This is a genomic window from Pontibacter ummariensis, from assembly GCF_900188175.1.
In the GTDB taxonomy this organism is placed as follows: Bacteria; Bacteroidota; Bacteroidia; order Cytophagales; family Hymenobacteraceae; genus Pontibacter; species Pontibacter ummariensis.
The window spans coordinates 67,209-85,798 of record NZ_FZOQ01000013.1; the positions used below are offsets into that span (position 1 = coordinate 67,209).

At 50.3% G+C, this 18,590-nt stretch carries 9 protein-coding genes; 1 reads left to right on the forward strand and 8 read right to left on the reverse strand.

Annotation, left to right across the window (positions count from 1 at the left end; all coding sequences use genetic code 11):
• Positions 1-499 precede the first annotated feature (499 nt).
• The 7 genes from CHB92_RS14480 to CHB92_RS14510 form a co-directional block, all read right to left on the reverse strand.
• Positions 500-1,912 (reverse strand): RagB/SusD family nutrient uptake outer membrane protein, encoded by a 1,413-nt coding sequence (locus tag CHB92_RS14480; RefSeq protein WP_179223055.1) that lies wholly within the window; start codon positions 1,910-1,912, stop codon positions 500-502.
• A gap of 66 nt (positions 1,913-1,978) precedes the next feature.
• Positions 1,979-5,125 carry a SusC/RagA family TonB-linked outer membrane protein gene (locus tag CHB92_RS14485; RefSeq protein ID WP_089319947.1) on the reverse strand — a complete coding sequence of 1,049 codons (3,147 nt, stop codon included), beginning with the start codon at positions 5,123-5,125 and terminating at the stop codon, positions 1,979-1,981.
• A gap of 415 nt (positions 5,126-5,540) precedes the next feature.
• On the reverse strand, positions 5,541-7,946 hold the full coding sequence (locus CHB92_RS14490; RefSeq protein WP_089319948.1) for a prolyl oligopeptidase family serine peptidase: 2,406 nt from the start codon (positions 7,944-7,946) through the stop codon (positions 5,541-5,543).
• A gap of 119 nt (positions 7,947-8,065) precedes the next feature.
• Complete coding sequence (locus tag CHB92_RS14495) at positions 8,066-9,739, reverse strand: amidase (protein WP_089319949.1); 1,674 nt, start codon at positions 9,737-9,739, stop codon at positions 8,066-8,068.
• 106 nt (positions 9,740-9,845) lie between these two features.
• Complete coding sequence (locus tag CHB92_RS14500; RefSeq protein WP_179223056.1) at positions 9,846-11,330, reverse strand: RagB/SusD family nutrient uptake outer membrane protein; 1,485 nt, start codon at positions 11,328-11,330, stop codon at positions 9,846-9,848.
• Between the two features lie 46 nt (positions 11,331-11,376).
• Positions 11,377-14,391 (reverse strand): SusC/RagA family TonB-linked outer membrane protein, encoded by a 3,015-nt coding sequence (locus tag CHB92_RS14505; protein ID WP_089319951.1) that lies wholly within the window; start codon positions 14,389-14,391, stop codon positions 11,377-11,379.
• An 836-nt stretch (positions 14,392-15,227) separates the two neighbouring features.
• Positions 15,228-16,046, reverse strand: a complete 819-nt coding sequence (locus tag CHB92_RS14510; RefSeq protein WP_089319952.1) for an MOSC domain-containing protein — start codon at positions 16,044-16,046, stop codon at positions 15,228-15,230.
• A gap of 177 nt (positions 16,047-16,223) precedes the next feature.
• On the opposite strand from CHB92_RS14510, the gene CHB92_RS14515 reads away from it, so the two are divergent.
• Positions 16,224-18,188 carry a M1 family aminopeptidase gene (locus CHB92_RS14515; RefSeq protein WP_089319953.1) on the forward strand — a complete coding sequence of 655 codons (1,965 nt, stop codon included), beginning with the start codon at positions 16,224-16,226 and terminating at the stop codon, positions 18,186-18,188.
• A gap of 54 nt (positions 18,189-18,242) precedes the next feature.
• Here the strand turns inward: CHB92_RS14515 and CHB92_RS14520 are convergent, their stop codons facing one another.
• Positions 18,243-18,590, reverse strand: coding sequence for a TM2 domain-containing protein (locus CHB92_RS14520; protein WP_089319954.1), 348 nt, complete (start codon positions 18,588-18,590; stop codon positions 18,243-18,245).

Consider the following 18,590-nt stretch of genomic DNA (forward strand, 5'->3'; position numbering starts at 1 on the left):
CTTTCACCTGGATCTATAGTTCAAAATTTGTGGCCACCAGCAAAGCCGATTCTTTATTTCACAGACTTATACACCCTGTGTTAAGGAAGCTATCAGTAGCCCTTTCTTGGACATTCCCATTGTAGGCTCCCGCAGAATTTGGTAAAATGCGCACTACAGGGGGACTAAAAACATAACAAAAAAGGCACACGAAGTATGTCTCTGCATGCCTTTCCCTGTGGGTTCTCTCTGTACTTTAGGAGCACTTAAGCGCTGCTTTCGTCTTGCTTTTGCTCAAAGGCTGGGGCCTCTTGCTCCCCACTCCGATAGACTAGGCATGACACATGTTGCCTTCTACCGATCAAATCGCAACCGCGTCTCAACTCCCGGGTCCTCGCCTTTGCCGGAAAAGCACGCTTGGTGCAGAAGCAGCACCATTAGATGCACCAAATAGAAAAAGCCGCTCCATAGCATGGAGCGGCTTTCTGTTAATTTCTAACCAATTTACTATAATTTAACCTTATGGGTTCTGATCTGCTGGAGCTAAAGCATCGTTTGCATCGATTTCGCTCTGCGGTATTCTCCATAACAGCGTTGGATCATCAATAGCTCTTTCAAATACTACAGCTAGAGCTGCTTGATGATTCCCATCACCATCAGGCCTTTTAATGTTTGTCTTAGTTCTCTTTAAGTCCAGAAGCGAGAAGCCTTCACCCCACAGTTCAATTCTTCTTTGCAGGAGAATTTCGTTGATAAGGTCTGAGCCAGTTTGCGTTGCACTGTACGCTGGGTTTCTGGCCTGCACTAAAGCGTTCAATACTGTTTGCGCCTCGCCTTCATTTCCTAAACGGGCAAGTGCCTCTGCCTCTATCAGGTACATCTCGCTGGCACGCATTAAGATATAGTCAGCAGCCCAAGACCCTGCAACTGGCAGCGTAAACTTTGTCTGGTTATAGTCTGGCAGCTTTGCAGTTCCTGTTCCCGGAGTTATGAACACAGACTTTCTTACGTCTCCCGCAGGTATCTGATCATATAGCTCCTTTGTTATCTTTTTCTGCAGGCCTAGGCTAGCGTAGCTAACAACTTTGGCGTCGAAGTGAGAGAAAAAAGACGCGTAAATAGTAGACTGGTCATTAGGAATTTCCAATCCCCACATCCACTCGCTGTTTGCCTTTCCAAAACCTGCTGTATAAGCGGTTGCCGACATTGGGGCCAGTCCCTGGCGCGCTTCATTAGCTTTTGCAGCTGCTGTCGCGTAATCTTCCATTTGCAAAGCAACTCTTGCTCTTATGCCTTTTACGGCTGCAGCGTTGAGGTGGGAAATGTGCTTGCGGGTCTTTCCTGCCAGTAAAGTCTCGGCTTGTGTCAGGTCAGCCACAATCTGATCATACACCTCCTGTACAGTTGCTCTAGGCTTGCCTTCTGTCGTTGGCTCTGTGTACAAGGGCACAGCAGGGGCAGTTTCATGCCCTTTGTAGGTATGCTGCCACAGGTTTGCCAGATAGAAGTAAGAGTAAGCACGCAGCGCCAAAGCATTACCTTTAATGTACTCTTTGTCTGCCGGATTACCTGTCGCCTTGTCTACGTTGGCAATAATCCTGTTCGCGTTACTGATCGTTCTATAATAGTATTCCCATGCCAGACCTGATCTTGAACCGTCTGTCGCGGATGCATAGGCAGACAGGTTATACTCGCCGGTAAACCAGTTGTACCCTCTGGTATGCAGCACAATGTCAGTACCCATCAGGTCCATCGTCAGGTCATGCGATTTCTGTCCGAAGTGTCCGTGGCTTCCGCCCATGCTGGTCCACATGGATCGGAAAGTACCGTTCAGGGCTACGAAAGCACCATCAACCGTTTTGAAAACTTCGTCGCTGGCCACACTCTGCGTTGGGGCAGTCTCTAAGTAATCTTTTTCGCAGCTTGTTAGCATTAATACCGCTAATGCCAACGGGCTCAATTTTTTTAATATATTTTTCATTTTGAAATCAAATCTAAATTAGAAGTTGGCATTAAGACCTACAGTGGCAGTACGGTAGATTGGGTAAGTATAATCTGATGTACCGTTGAAGCTTCTCTGTGGGTCCATTCCCTCATTTTTCGTCAGGATTACGGCGTTGTCAACTGCACCGAATACTCGCAGTGTAGCGCCACCCAACTTGCCAGTAAGCGACTTAGGAAGGGTATAGCCTATGTTGATGTTCTTTACAGTTAGGTAAGAAGCATCGAACAACCACCTTGTAGAAGCTCCGTCCTGACCAGAAATGCCGTTCTGCAGTCTTGGCGTCTTGCCGTCACCTGGGTTCTCTTCGCTCTGCCATCTGTTCAGGATGTCCTTGCTCCAGTGTGTACCGTAAGAACCTCTGTGCATCAGGTTAGCATAGTTAGCGTCGTAGAACTTGCCACCGCTCTGGAATGTAAGCAACACAGACAGGTCAAGGCCTTTGTAACGGAACGCGTTTGTAACACCACCAACCAGTTTCGGAATAGCTGACCCATGGTAGTAGTAAGTGCCTTCGTTGTACACGTTAGTTGTCGTGCGCTCACCAGTTGGTTCTCCGTCTGCATCCAGCACGTCTTTGTAGTACAGGGCATCACCGTTGGCAGGGTCTACGCCAGCGTACTCACGCAGCCAGAAGTCATAAACAGAGTGTCCTACCATCAGCTTCTTCGTGCCATTCACGATTTCTTCCTGTGGCAGCTTTGTGATCTTGTTCTTGTAGCTAGTCAGGTTCAGGTCTACTCTCCAGTCGAAGTCAGATGTTGAGATAGCATTGTAGCCCAACTGAGCTTCCCATCCATAGTTCTTCATGGTACCTACGTTATCCCAGATCGACTTTATACCAGTAGATGTTGGCAATGGCACCTCGAACAGCAGGTTGTCAGAAGTTCTCTCAAAGTACTCGATTGTACCCTGCACTTTATTGAACAGGCTGAAGTCAGCACCTACGTTGAAGGAAGCGTTTTTCTCCCACTGCAGGTTTGTGTTAGGCAGTGAAGAAACGATAGAACCAGGAGCATTCACGTTGTTCCAGCCCAGGCCATAAAGTCCTTGCCACGCATAGTAGTTTTCAACGTCCTCGTTACCCTGCTCGCCGTAGCTACCTTTCAGTTTCAGTTCATCTACCCACTCAGCGTTGAAGAAGTTCTCTTCAGAGATTCTCCAGCCAGCGCCTATTGAGTAGAAGTTACCCCAGCGAGAGTCTGTAAAGAAACGTGAAGAACCGTCTCTTCTGAAGCTACCAGATAACAGGTACTTGTCTGCGAAGCTGTAGCTTACTTGCGAAAAGAAGCCTTCCAGCTTATGCTCGTCTGTGTACGAAGTGGATGCACCTGCTGTAGCAGCCGGCGCTAACTCAGACGTACCAGGGAATGGGAATCCTGTACGGGTTGCTGACATGAATCTGCTCTCCAGAGAGTAATTCTCATGACCGGCCAATGCACTGATAGAGTGTGAGCCAAACTGCTTGTTCCAAGACAACACCTGGTTAAAGGTGTAAGAAATCTGGCGTGTATCAGACTTTGTAGAGCGACCTGCTACGTTAGCAGCATCACCAAACAGCGAGTTCTGGAAAGTAGTACCAAGACCGTTGTAGTAGTTACCACCAAGTGTCGTCTTGAACGTAAAGTTCTTCAGGAATTTAGCTTCCAGGTAAGCGTTTGCTGTTGCTTCGCTTCTTCTTGTAGAACGCTCATCCAGGCCTAAAGAGCCTAACAGGTTAGAGTTACCGGCATAAGGTCTTGAACCCATTTGGCCAGGGACACCCCAGTCAAGTGCTCTCTCTCCTGTAGCAGGGTCAATTACAAAGGCACCTTCGCCATCACGCTGCCATACTGGGTAAATTGGGCCCATGTATCTGGAGAAGTAGAAAGGGTTTGCTGTAGCAGTACCATCCGCAAAGTTACCGTTAGAGTTAGACAAGGTAGCAGAAATGTTCATGCCTGCTTTTACAGCTTTGCTAACAGCAGTATTCAGTTTTACACGGCTATTGAAACGGTCGTAGTCAGAGAACTTAGCAATACCGTCCTCATTGATGTAGCCTGCAGAGATATAATAGTCGCTGTTTTCAGCTCCACCGGAGATGCTTACGTTCAGGTCGTTTCTTGTTGCATCCTGGAACAGTACGTCAGACCAGTTGTCCTCGTACAGCAGACGGGCACTTGGGTTCAGTTTGCCAGTAGCCGGATCAATTACCTGGTCACCTGCAACGTTGAAAGGGTTATAAACAAGGCCGTTTGGTCCTGCAATGTTTTTAGAGGCGGCAGCAGCAGCTTCGGCTGGCGTGTAAGGCAGTTTCGTAGCAGGGTTTGTAGACGCCGCGTAAGAGTTACGCATCGCTTCCCACATCAACTCGTAGTACTCCTGAGAGTTTACTCGGTCATATTCTGGAATACCACGCTCAGAAACACCTTTTCTGAAGTTAACTGCTACTCTTGGCTTGCCTTTACCACCTTTTTTAGTGGTGATCATGATCACGCCGTTAGCGGCACGCGCACCGTAAAGAGCTGAGGCAGCGGCATCTTTCAATACAGTAACAGCCTCGATGTCGTCTGTAGAGATAGAAGAGTACGTTCCGTCAAATGGCACACCGTCCACCACGTAAAGCGGGTCGCTGCTGGCATTGATCGAGCCGATACCACGGATACGCACAGATGCACTAGAACCTGGGGCTCCACCACCGTTTGTAGTCTGCAGGCCTGGTACCAAACCCTCCAGCACACGTGTAACTGAAGTTACCTGCTGCTTTTGGATAGCAGAACTAGAGATGGTAGCCTCAGAACCTGTAAAAGCTGTTTTAGCTACAGAACCGTAAGGCACTTGCACCACAACCTCTGAAAGCTGCTCACTATTAACGCCAAGCGCTACGTTTACAGTGCTTGCGCTTCCGATAGCCTGCTCCTTTGTTTCATATCCGATATAACGGAAAACAAGGGTGTTGCCTTTTTCAGGCACATTAAGCGAGTAAGAGCCATCCACACCTGTTGCTGTACCAGCAGTGGTGCCCTTTACAATAACTGCCACGCCCGGCAGCGGTTGCCCGCTTGCGGCGTCAGTTACCTTACCAGTGATCGTTCGGCTTTGCGCCCATGCCTGGTTCACAAGCAACAGGAGCAGAGCCAAATTCATCAGTAGAACTTTTCTCATAAAATTAGATTAGGATTAGTGATTGTTTGTTTAAAGTGAATCCCAAATTAAGACCTAAACTTAAATTTCAAAAACTTTTTTTGCTTTTTCACGTAGTCCATTTTTCTTCGCTAACACGAGATATCTTCTCAACAAAACCTCCCCTCAAATTGTCGATCATTAACAAAAAGTGCTTCTGCGTGCTGTTTTCGTATATTTAACTCATCTAATGTTATAACATCTTATTGCATTATCAGAAGAAAAAGGGGCGAAAAACAGGGCTATTTTTATCCTATTTTTTTTCTTCTTCCTTAACAGGCCGAAGTATAAATTTTCAACTAAAATCCTCGCTACACCTTATATTATAACAACCCGATATAATAAAAAAAGGCGTGGGGACCTCCCACGCCTTTTACACTTTGCACAGATACTGCGCCTAGTCTTTCTCCTTCAGGTTCTCCTCAAACAGCTTGTAAATCCGCTTGTACTCGTCCGTCCAGCTGGCAGGTTCTACAAAGCCATGATCTTCAACCGGGTACACGGCGAGCTCCCAGTTATCCTTCCCCAGTTCAATCAAGCGCTGTGTCAGGCGCACCACGTCCTGGAAGTGCACGTTGGTGTCTACCATGCCGTGCGCAATAAGCAACGCGCCTTTCAGCCCCTCCGCATAATAGATCGGGGAGCTCTTGGCATAGGCTGTACTGTCAGTATAAGGGGTGTTCAGGATGTTAGAGGTATAGCCATGGTTGTAGTGTGCCCAATCGGTTACAGAACGAAGGGCGGCACCGGCAGCAAACACATCCGGCTCCGTGAACATGGCCATCAGGGTAATAAAGCCCCCGTAAGAACCACCGTAAATGCCAATGCGCTTCGGGTCCACGTTATACTTCTCCACCAGGTGCTTCGCGCCATCCACGTGGTCGCTCAGATCCTTGCCTCCCATAAAGCGGTAAATACCTGTACGCACATCGCGCCCGTAGCCTGCACTGCCTCTGTAATCGATGTCCAGCACGGTGTAGCCCTGATCAGCCAAAAAGTTGTGGAACATGTACTCCCGGAAATAACTGCTCCACCACTTGTGGGCGTTCTGCAGGTAGCCAGCCCCGTGCACAAAGACCACTGCCGGTCCGTTTGCCTCCGGTTTCTCCGGCCGGTACAAGCGGGCGTACACGTCCGCCCCATCCTCTGCCTTAAAAGTGATGACCTCCGGCTCCCGCCAATCATAGGACTTGAACTCCTCTGTCAGGGAGTTGGTCACCTGCTTTGCCTTTGCCCCTTTCTTGTTGTCCATCACGTAAAGCTCCCATGGCTTGTTGCTGTAGGAGTGGCGAACGGCAAGCGTCTTTTCGTCTGGCGACAGTTTCACCTCATTTGCCCCTTGCATGGAGGTTAGCTGTACCAACTCTCCTCCCTGCAGTGGCAGGCGGTACAGGTGCTGTTCTCCGGGGTGTACTTTGTTGGCCGTAAAATACCAGTGCTTCTTATCGTCCGACATACGTACGTCCGATACCTCAAACTTCCCGCTAGTCAGGGCTTTCTTTTGGCCGCTGTTCACATTCACCGTGTACAGGTGCGAATAGCCGCTTTCCTCCGACTGGAACCACACGTGCTCGTTGTCCGGCATCCAACCGATATCGCCGGCGCCATAACCAATGCCGGGGCCGTTGATCCAGGCCTCGTCGCGCTGGCGGTCCAGTAGCGTCAGCTTTCCTGTGGCGGGCTCTAACTTCATAATCCAACGATCCTTGTTATCCTGGGAGCGCGCCACCACCACGGCCTGCTTCCCGTTATCCGACCAATAGGGGCCATACATTATGGTTGGCCTTACTTCGGGCTTCTTCGCTTTGCCACCGGAAACTTCTTTCGCGGCACTTGCCTTCGCCTCTTTCTCCTGGAGGTAGGCCGGCTGGTCATAAATTCCCACTACCTCGTTCATCGACACTGCAAAGGCAGTATCTTTTGCCGTATCGTACACGAAGAACTCATACGCACTCTGGGCATCCCCTACTTTTGTGCGGGTATTGATATCTTCTGTGTATCCGGAAGCCGTTACATAGTTTGGCACGATAGCAACTTTCGCACTCTTTGGCCGGTTTACCAGGCGGTAGGTGATGAAGCGTTCGTCCGGGCTCAGGGTAATGTTATCTACTGCCTTGTCATCCACGTAGATCTCCTTCGGACGGGCTGGGGCATCTGCCTCCCTTTGCTTTTTGCGGGCCTCTTTATCACCCTCCCTGTCGCGCACAATCTGTAGCAGGGTCAACTGCTGTTCCTTCAGCCAGTCGCGCTGTGCATCGCTGCTCTCGCTAGCCGCCTTGCGTCCTTTTCTAAAATCAGTCAGCTGCACGGTCTGCCCGCTGGCCATGTTCCAGGCATACAGGTTCCCGTCCTTCTCGTACACCACCTTCTGCTCGCTGTGGTTAAAGGCGGGGTTCCCCTCGCGCTCCACGGTATTGGTTATTTGCCGAGCCGTGCCCGACTTAATGTCATACAGGAAGATGTCTCCATTCTTTTCATACACCTTCTTCGTTTCCGCCCGGTTGTAGTCGCCCCAGGGCGAAGGGAGGTTGCGCCGCTCCTGCGCACTTACTTTGCGGATGTTCTTGCCGTCGGCCGAAACACTGTACAGCGAATCTTCCCGGTTACCTTCGGGGTTCCAGTTAAAATAGATCTTCTTGCCATCCTCCGACCAGAAAACATTACTTGGCGAAGTGCCGATCCATTTCGGGTCGCGCATGATCTTCTCCACGCTTAGCTCCATTTTGCCTTCCTGTGCCTGCAATGCGCCTCCGCAAAGCAGCAGGTAAGCGGCAAGGGCTACCGCTTTTCGTTTTAGAAACATGGTTCTTTCAGTGATTAGATTATTAGGTAGATAGGTAAAATAAGGCATTCAGTCCTTTAAAAGCAAAACCGCCACCTGGGGCCTGGTTGCAGCAGGTGGCGGTTTTAGCTATGCTTATACTATGCCTTCTTTTTCTTAGTAAAGTTCAGGTTCGGGTGCTGCTCTTCGTGGTTTGTCAGATCCTGGTAAAACTTAGAGAAGCTCAAGAGCTCTGCCTCCCCGAACAGCTTGCCCATAAAGGTAATCGTCGTTGGCATCCCGTTCTTCTGGAAGCCATTCGGCACGACCACGCATGGGTGCCCTGTCAGGTTAGTTATAACCAGGTTGCTGCTCGCGAAGGAAGGGCTGATGTACACGTCCACGTCCTTCAGTTTCTCCTGCATTTGCTGCACCAGCAGGGTTCTTACACGCTGCGCTTGCAGGTACTCCACTGCCGGGATAAAGCGGGCTCCCCGGAAAGTATTTGGCCAGGCGTACTTGTGCTGGGCAACCAACAGGCTATCGCGGCCGCTACGGGTCAGTTCATCAAAAGCGGCAGCACCTTCTACGGATATGGTCATGGTTAAGGCACGGGCTGGCAGGTCAGGCAGCTCAATTGGCACGAGCTCTACCCCTGCATCGCGTAATACCTGCAGCGTGGCCTGGTCTGTTTCCTTGAAACCGTACTTGCCGTCAAAGTCATTTTTCAGGTAACCTACCCGCAGCTTCTTCGGATTGATGGTAGCATTATAATTAAAAGGCACATCATATACCGACTGGTCTTTTCCGTCCGGACCGTAAATGGCATTGAACACGATAGCACAATCTTCGGCAGAGCGGGCAATCGGACCGATTTTGTCCATCGACCAGCTCAGGGCCATGGCGCCGCTCCGGCTCACGCGGCCGAAGGTTGGACGAAGGCCTGTCGTGCCACAGGCAGTGGAAGGCGACACAATAGAGCCAAGGGTTTCCGTACCGATGGCGTAGGGCAGCAGGCCGGCCGCCACAGCCGAGGCAGAGCCAGCCGACGAACCGCTGGACCCTTTCGTGAGATCCCAGGGGGAACGTGTTTTACCGCCGTACCAGACATCCCCCATGGCCAGTGCTCCTAGTGTTAGCTTGGCTACCAGTACGCCTCCGGCATCCTGCAGGCGCTGCACGACCGTGGCATCCTCATCTATTACCTGGTCTTTGTAAGGCATCGCCCCCCAGGTAGTCTTATACTTTTTGGTAGAAAGCAAATCCTTTACCCCAAACGGAATGCCATGCAGCATGCCCTTATACTTACCGGCTTTTATCTCCTTGTCTGCCTGGCGTGCCTGCTGCAGGGCTAATTCCTCTGTGAGCGTGGTTACGCATTCCAGCGTAGGGCCGTACTTTTTCAGCCGCTCCAGGTAAAACCTGGTGAGCTCCTCTGACGTGATCTGCTGCGTACGCACCAGTTCAGCTAATTGCGGGACAGTGTAAAAAGCCAGCTCCTCACGCTTCTTTGGCAGCTTTACATGGGCGGGCCTGGCCACTTCAAAAGAAGACTCCCCCTGCTCAAAGGCAAAGCCTACCGGAATGGGGTTGAACATCAGAGCAGGCGCTACATCGTTTGACAAGGGCTGCTTCCTGATGGTCTCATAATCTTTTCGGAAGTCCTCCATATCTGCACGGGCCGAGTCTAGCTGGGCATCTGTAAAGTGCAAGCCCATCAGGTTCTGCGCATCCCGCATCATGTCTATGGTAATCGTATTTTCTGCCAGTTTGGTCACAAACGCTCCTGATACAAAGCAGGCTGTGCCAAGCAAAGCAAGGGTGCTTTTTCTCATTTCTCTTTCTGTTGTTGCCGTTTAAACACCCAAAATACAAAAAGGGATCAAAAAATAAGGGGTAGGCACAATGCCTACCCCTTATTTTTTCTAAATCAATTATGGCTTATAACCCATAACCAGGATTTTGTTCGATGTTCGGATTCGCATCAATCTCCGCTTGTGGTATCGGGAAGATGCGTCTGAAGTTGCCTACCTCGATCAGCGCAGTTGAAGCTGGCTGCTCCGGCTCACGCTCGATCGGCAGGTTTAGGCGAGCCAAGGTCCAGAAGCGGTGTCCTTCAAAGGCAAGCTCTTTGCGTCTTTCTACAATGATTGCCTCCAGTAGTTCATCCCCTGCAAGACCTACAAGAGGGGCCGCATTTCTGGCTTCCGCTAATTCGTTCAGTATTTCCAGTGCTTTTGCTTCTTCACCGGTTCTGGCATAGGCCTCTGCCAGGATCAGCAGCACCTCCGCATAACGAATCACTTTCACCTCATTCCGGTCTCCGGAAACATACTGGTACTTATTATTAATATAAGCCGGCTCAACATTACCACGCGCACCAACCAATATCACTGGAGCTGCCGTTATGTTGATCGTGTCGCCGTCTGTTTCGTCTACGATGTAACGGGCACCCTCATCATCCACATTCGGAATGATTCCCCGTATATCATTTTCGCCATAAAGGCTTACCAGCTCCTCTGTAGCCAGGATATCGCCGTAACCTGCCTGATTGTAAATGTTCGCCAGTGCATTAGTTCCAACGTTATCAATGTCATCATACGAGATCTCAAAGAGTGTCTCCTCTTTTGCTGATGAGGGAGTACGGCTTGCCCAGTAATCTAGAAAGCCATCCAGTTCAACCAGTTCAAAGCCACTATTGGTGACCACATCCAGCGCCGCTTCCTCTGCCTCTTCATAAGCACCCATGAACAGGTACGCACGGGCCTGCAAAGCTCTGGCAGCCCATTTATTCATGTATGAGGAGTTAACGAAGTTCCCCTCCATTAATTCATACGCCGTCTGATAATCGCTAATGATCAGCTCATACACTTCAGCTACCGAATTACGAGAAGGTTGCGATCCTACATAGTAATCAGTTGGGTTTTCCGGGTCGAACTCTGTGATGATAGGCACACCCGGCGCATTAGGAGCTACGGTAAAAGGCTGCGCAAAGAACTTCACCAATTCGTGGTAGGCCAATGCCCTAACGGCGTAAGCCTCTCCTTTCAACTGCTCTACTACAGGAGTGGAAGGGATATCTGCATTGATGATCTGGTTAGCCCTTAAAATAGAAGCATACAAGGCTGTCCAAATTTCTCTCGGTTCACCTGTTACAGCCTCCGTACGGTACACGTTCTGTACCAGGTATCGACCCGAGTTAAGAGGGGCAACGTACGTATTATCTGCCATCAAATCTCCCAGAACCGGGATCGTTCTGCCGTATGCGTCTGCCGTACGTAGCGAGGCATACATACCAAATACGGCAGTTTGTAGCTCAGCAGGGCTATTTATCGCCTCTCCCACTGGCACCGCATCGTAAGGCTCCTGCTCCAGGAAATCCTCACCACACGAGCCCAGCAACATAGTTGCTGAGAGTAAAGACATATATATGAGTTTCTTATTCATAAACTTAGGTAATTTAAATTTCAGATTAAAAACTTACGTTTACACCAACCGTCAGCACTCTGCTGGTCGGAATGTCAGCATTGGCTGTACTGTTCACCCCTGTTTCAGGGTCAACTGGCAGGTTGTCATCAAACGTTTTGGTTAGCAGGTTCGTGCCACGCACATAGATGTAAGCTCTGGTGAGGGACGCTTTCGAGATCCACTCGTTTTTCAGCTCATAGCCCAGGGTCACGTTTCTCAGGCGGATATAGTCGCCTTTGTACAGGAAGCGCGTTGAGAAGGCATTGGAGCTGTTGTTCAGGCCAAATTCGTATCTTGGCACATCCGTGATATCTCCTGGTTCCTGCCATCTGTCCAGCACTTTACGGTACTTGTTGGCATACGGATAAGCACCATCTATCAGGTAGTACTCCCATCCTTCTCTCACATAGTTACCGAAGTTGTAGTTGACAAGGGTTTCCAGTACAAAGCCTTTGTAGGTGAAGGTATTGCTCCATCCACCGAAGGCATCCGGAGACGCGCTTTCGTACAGCACACGCTCTGCCTCGCTATAGTTTGTTGTTGTCTCCGTTCTGGAAGCGTCTCTGAACCACAGCGGATCGCCTGTCTGCGGGTCTACCCCTGCCCACTGGCGCACATAGAATGTTCGGAAATCTTCGCCTTCTCTTAAGATAAAGGCTCCGCTGATGATATCCTCACCGTCAGGAAGTTCGGTGATCTCGTTTTCGTTAGTAGCAATGTTAAAGTTGGTCTGCCACTGGAAGGCTCCTCCGGTTATTGGGTAACCACCAATCGAAAGCTCAAAGCCACGGTTCTGCATCTCACCAATGTTCTGCAGCACGTTTACGAAACCAGTAGTTCTGGAAAGCGGGCGGTTGAACAGCAGGTCGCTTGTTGTTCTTACATAGTAGTCGGCAGAAAGCGTCAAGCGGTCTCTCCAGAAACCAACATCTACACCCACGTTAAATGGCTTGTTCTTTTCCCAAGTAAGGTCTGTGTTACCAATTTCAGTAAAGGCGCCGCCCGGCTGTTGGTTATAGTTGAGGCCAAAGCCAAACAAAGGCCTCCAAGCATAGTTACCAATATCACCGTTACCATTCACACCATAAGAGGCACGCAGTTTCAGCGAAGAAAGGAAGTCTTCTGTCGGCTCCATAAAGTCTTCCTGGTCGATGTTCCAGGCAACGCCTACAGACCAGAAGTTACCAAAGCGGTTGTTAACACCGAAACGGGAAGAACCATCCCGACGATAGCTACCTGTTACTACATACCGGTCAGCATAGCTAAGAGACCCTCTTGATATAAGGGAAGAGAAGGTGTAGTCTGTGTTTGTCGCACTGGCATCCACAGGGCTGGAAGCAATGACTGTTCCTATCAACCCATCAGTTGTAGGAAAATCAGTAGCACTACTTGTAATATAATACCCATTAGACTTTTGCGCCTCATAGCCTACTGTCAGGTCTGCCTGCAGCTGGTCTATTCCCGGAACCTCAAAACGGTAGTTCAACAGGTTGGTAAAGGTCCAGTTGAAGATACGGGTATAATAGTCGAAGCCATAGCCATTATAGGTTCTGCCATCGCCATGGATAGGGTTCCAGAACATTCTTTCTTCTAAGCTGATGTAGTCGATACCGATCTGTGAAGTAAACTTCAGGTTATCCACTATATCCCACTCCAGTCCTCCAGCACCGATTATCTTGCTGTTAGAAAGGTCCCGTTCATCATTCTCTGCTAAGTACAGCGGGTTATAGTTGCCTGAGAAACCAAGGTTGCCTTCCCGGGACACATTCAGGGTTCCATCTGGGTTAAATGGATTCTGCATTGGCAGCAGGAAACCAATAGCACCCACCGGGTTGGCAAAAGCTCCCCCATTAGACGGAGTCTGCTGGTTTACATTAGAGGCATTGATGGAAGTAAAGAAAGAGATGTCATCATTTACCTGGTGCGTCAGGCTAATGGAACCAGAAACCCTCTTAAGTTCTGAACCAATAACTGGAGCCTCCTGGTTAAAATAGCCCCCAGAAATGTAAAAGGTCGTCTTTTCGTTACCGCCAGAGGCAGAGAGGTTGTACTGCTGTTGCGTACCTGTTCTGGTTACCAAATCTCTCCAGTCGGTATCAACACCGGACCCCTCACCAAAAGACTCTAAGAAAGGGTCAATTACGCTTGGCCCGTAACCGGCATTTAAAAGGCCTTCGCGGGTAAGTGCCAGCCATTCTTCTGAGTTCAGGAAGTCGCCAGCATCTGGCACATCTACCAGATCCGTATAGCCAATCTCAGAAGAAAGCTTGAATCTTGTTTTACCGGCACGGCCTTTCTTAGTCGTGATCAGGATCACACCGTTGGCACCTCTGGAACCATAAATAGCGGTAGAAGCAGCGTCTTTTAAAACGGTGATACTCTCGATGTCATTCGGGTTGATACCCGCCAACTGGTTAGAGGTAGTTGTTAGTCGTGATACGTCTCCTGTGTTGATGATCACACCATCCACCACATAAAGCGGATCAGAACCGGCATTGATAGAGCCGATACCACGGATGCGGATCTGCTGGTTAGCCCCCGGCTGTCCGGAAGCACCAACAGACTGCACACCAGCTACCTGGCCTTGCAGCAACTGATCCACCGAAGGAAGTGGTCTGTCCTCTATCTTAGAGGCATCTACCGTAGCCACAGCGCCCGTCACCTCTTTCTTGATGGTGGTACCGTAACCAGTGATCACTACTTCTGATAATTGCTGATCGTCTTGCGACAGGGCAACATCCACAGTTGTTCGGGAGCCAATGTTCAGCCGTTGCTCGCCAAAGCCAATGTAAGAAAACACCAGGGTGTTTTTACCAGCCGGCACATCGATACTGTAACGTCCTTCAACGTTCGTGCTGGCTCCAATTGAGGTGCCATCTACCAATACTGTAACACCCGGAAGAGGGCTACCATCAATGGCAGAAGTTACTCGTCCCGTTACCAGCCTTGATTCTTGCGCCCATGCCTGCAAAACGAGGCCTAGCGCAAAAATAAAACTGAGCAGTAAACTCTTCTTCATACGTTAGTAAATTAAGGTTAGGAAAAAATAGGTTAGCATTGTTTTGGAACACGAATATAACTATTTATGTCGCAAAGAAAAACATAAACGGTTGCACCCTATGTTACCCACCACAAAGCAATCAAAATAATACAATTATAAAATAAATAAAATACAAATAAGTAAGTTACTCTTTTCCCCTAATTCACCCTGTTACTCTTAAAAAGCGCTAAATTCAGGCTTAACAACAGACACATAAACCTAAGCTCTTTTCAAGCTGCTGCACACGCCTTAGTTTAATGGCTAAACACCATTAAAGACATCTTTTATAACTTTTACAAGCAACTATCCAACAGCAACTTAACGCCCCTTGTTGCAGGGGTTATAGAAGAAAGATAATGTTAATACAGGGAACGTTTAAAAAGGTTTCAGAAAGCAATCCAATTGGCATCTGGCAAAGCGATACACCTACCTGCCGGAATTTATTTTTCACCCTGGATCTTCACAGCCGGACCGATATCAGGCACCTGCTTAAAAAGCATTGAAAACCTTATCATTAGGAAGAAAAGCGAAGCCGTTTCGCTAAAGAAGAAGTAAGAAAGAATAGACTGCCTTAAAGGCACATTAACGGTAAAGGGGAAGCTACGCTCCTACCACCAAAACAAGTTATTATTATTTAAGTGCAATTACTTACACATAGACCTCCACCTGCCCCTCTTACACGGCAGTCTGAGGGAGGCGAGAGCCCTCTGGAGCCCTAAGACCGAACAGATGTTACAGTAACAGGTACAGGAGAGAAAAGAGCAAGTAGCAACTCCCTTACCCTGGTCAAAGCAGATTAACTGCGGTTCGCCTGGCTACTTACGGCTAAGTACTTCTACCGCGTCGCCAACCCGAAGGGTGCCGGTAGCGCTATGTAGCAGGTTTTGCCCAAACATCACCTTGTTGTTCTGCTGGCGGTAAGTAGCCAGTGTACGCAGCGGCTCAGGACTTTTTACTGCTGTTTCCTGATCAACGGTGGTGAGTATACAGCGGGCACATGGCTTTACGCCCTTAAACGGCTGCCCCCCTATTGTAAAATCAACCCAGGTGTCCTCTTCGAAAGGAACTCCTCCCCGAAACACGAAGTTCGGCCGGAACCTGTCCATTGGCACTGGCCTCTCCAGCCTGCTGTTCAGGTCGTCTAAAGAGGCCTGCCCAATAATCAGAAAGGGATAGCCATCGGCAAAACTGACAATCTCCCCCTGGGTGGCGTACCGAGGGTCCACCTGTCGCAAGGACTGTTCCGGCATGCGTACCAGCCGGGCATGCATCCCCAGTGCCTCTGTAAACCAGGCATTGGCTTCAGCGCTTACCTCTTCTGCCAGTACCGTATCATCCCACACCCTTACCTCAACCTTATCCTGGCTTGGGGCGCTTGCTTCAAAAGGAATGGACAGGGGCGTTATCGTTTCTTGCCTGTGGCGCACGAGTAAGCCCTCCTGCTGCAACGACACCTGCAACAAAGCCATTTGAGCGTGTTGCCGCTGTGTCAGAAACTTCCCCTGCGCATCCACTAACATCCACCGGCGGTCATAGCGCAAGCCACGGTCTTCCACTTCCGCTACCTGCAAGCTGATCCCTCCCAGGGATTTGATCGGATAGATATAGATTTCTGACAGGTAGAGATCGGCCATGCTTGTTTGTGCTAGAAGCTATTAGGTTTTACTTCGTGTAAGGACAAACAAATGTAGGGCAGATAGCGGTATTTTAAAATCAAAGCGGCTTAACCTTTTACCGCTATTGCTATTCTAAAATCTGAATTCTCCGTATTTACACCTATTAAGCCCATTTGCTTCCGCAAACCAGATCCTATGCCCAAAAGCTATAAGCCCCTGTTTCTGCTCTTGCTTTGTGCCTGCCTCTGTAGCTTAAGTGCCAAAGCACAACACGCTGCCAGTTGCTATGAAAGCCGCACTACCGGGACACAGCGCCAGGCAGTGGCCTCTCCGGAGCATCAGCGCTTCATGGCCCTGTACGACATCACCTTTTATAAACTAGACCTGCACCTGGAGCGAAACAGCGTGTACATTGCCGGCCATGTGACACTGGCGGCCAAGGCAAAGGAAAAGCCTGTGCCGGTGTTTGCCTTTGAACTGCACCCTAACTTCGAGATCGACTCTGTGGTGGTTAACGGCTGGCGCGAGCAAAACATCGTCCGCGAATTCAGCGATGTAGCCGTACTGCTAAGTAACCCCATCGCCCCTGCACAGGGCATTTCAGTTACAATTTACTACGATGGCTTTGCCCCTGACGCAGCCTCAGCCGCTATCGGGAACGGGTTTGACACGGAGACAGAGCCTGAGTGGAACAACGCCGTTACCTGGAGCCTCAGCGAGCCTTATGCTGCCTACGAGTGGTGGCCAACCAAACAAGTGCTGACCGACAAGGCCGATTCCGTGCATGTATTCGTCACGACAAGCGCTGAGAACAAGGTAGGCTCCAATGGGGTGCTGACCCAGGTGGTGGATTTACCCGGGAACCTGAAGCGGTACGAATGGAAGTCCAGCTACCCTATTGCCTACTACCTGGTGTCCGTAGCGGTCTCGAACTACGAGGAGTACCTGCTGTACGCCCACCCAGAAGGTGCCTCCACCCCGGTCCCTATCCTGAACTACGTCTACAACGGCGGTGCCCTGGAGCGCTACCGGGAGGAACTGAACCAGACAGCTGACCTGCTCGAGCTCTTTTCCGAACTGTTCACACTGTACCCTTTCTGGCGGGAAAAGTATGGGCACAGCATGGCGCCTATAGGCGGTGGCATGGAACACCAGACGATGACAACGCAAAGCACGTTCTTTTATACCCTTACAGCCCATGAGCTGGCCCACCAGTGGTTCGGGGACCTGGTAACCTGTGGCAGCTGGCAGGATATCTGGCTGAACGAAGGCTTTGCCTCTTACGCAGAGTACCTGGCCCTGCAGCCCTTTAACGAAACGCTGGCCCAGGAATGGATGCGGGACGCGCATTTGCTGGCCCTGCAACGCCCCTTTGGCAGTGTGCGGGTTATCGACACCCTAAACGTAAACCGCCTTTTTGACTACCGCTTAACCTACAAGAAAGCAGCCTCGGTGGTGCACATGCTGCGCTTCGAGGTAAACAACGATGAGCTCTTCTTTAAGGCGCTCCGAAACTACTTACAGTTATTTGCAGGAGGCACCGCACAAACAGCCGACCTGAAGGAGGTGTTTGAAGAGACGACCGGCAAAGACCTGGACTACTTTTTCGACCAGTGGTACCGCGGCGAGGGATATCCGCTATTTAGTGTGGAGTGGAACCAGGAAGAAAACAGACTCCTGATCCTAAACAGGCAAACAACCAGCGGCACCACGCCCTTCTTTGCAACCGACCTGCAGTACCTTATCCGGACAACAACCGGCACCACCACCATACGGGCAAGGCACGACGAACCGCTGGAAGAACTCCTGGTACAGGTAGATGGCCTCGTAACCGGAGTAGAGGTAGACCCCCTGAACTGGGTCCTGAACCAAACGCTCCTCTCACAGCAAAACCCGGCCCTCGAGGTCCCTGCCTTAGGCATCACCTTCCTGTACCCGAACCCGGCCACCACCAGCCTAAAAGTGGAGAACCTCAACTTCTCCCCCACCACTGCCATCATTTACAACACCACCGGAAAACTGGTCAGGCGCTATCAGCTCAATCAAACAATCGACCTCGATCTGGACCTGTCCGGGCTGGCAGCCGGGTACTACGTCCTACAGCTAAGCAATGGCAACCTGCTTTACCGTTCCGGTTTCATCAAAGTTGACGGAGGATAACCGTTTTACCTGCCCGCCTCTTTTACCTTCTTAACGGCCCGGTTACCAAGAGAGCTAATAGCGCATCATCCGGATGACCTGTTGTGCCTCTTTCACATTGTACTCGTAGGCCAGGCGCTTGTAGTTGACCAGATCGATGATTGTGCCGACAAGGCACAACCCACCCGTAAACAGGTACAGTAAGCCCATCCCGATCTGCCCCAGGATAAAGCGCTGCAGGCCCGCCAGCAGGACAAAGCCTAGCAGGGTTGTGATCAGCACCAGCTGGGGCTCTTTGCGGCGGGCCCGGTAGATGCTGGCAAATTGCCGGGCCTCGGCCTCGGGCATGTCCTGCACCAGCGACTGCACAAAGTCCATTTCGTCCGGCTCCAGGTCGGGCATCAGGTGTAATATGTTTGCCAT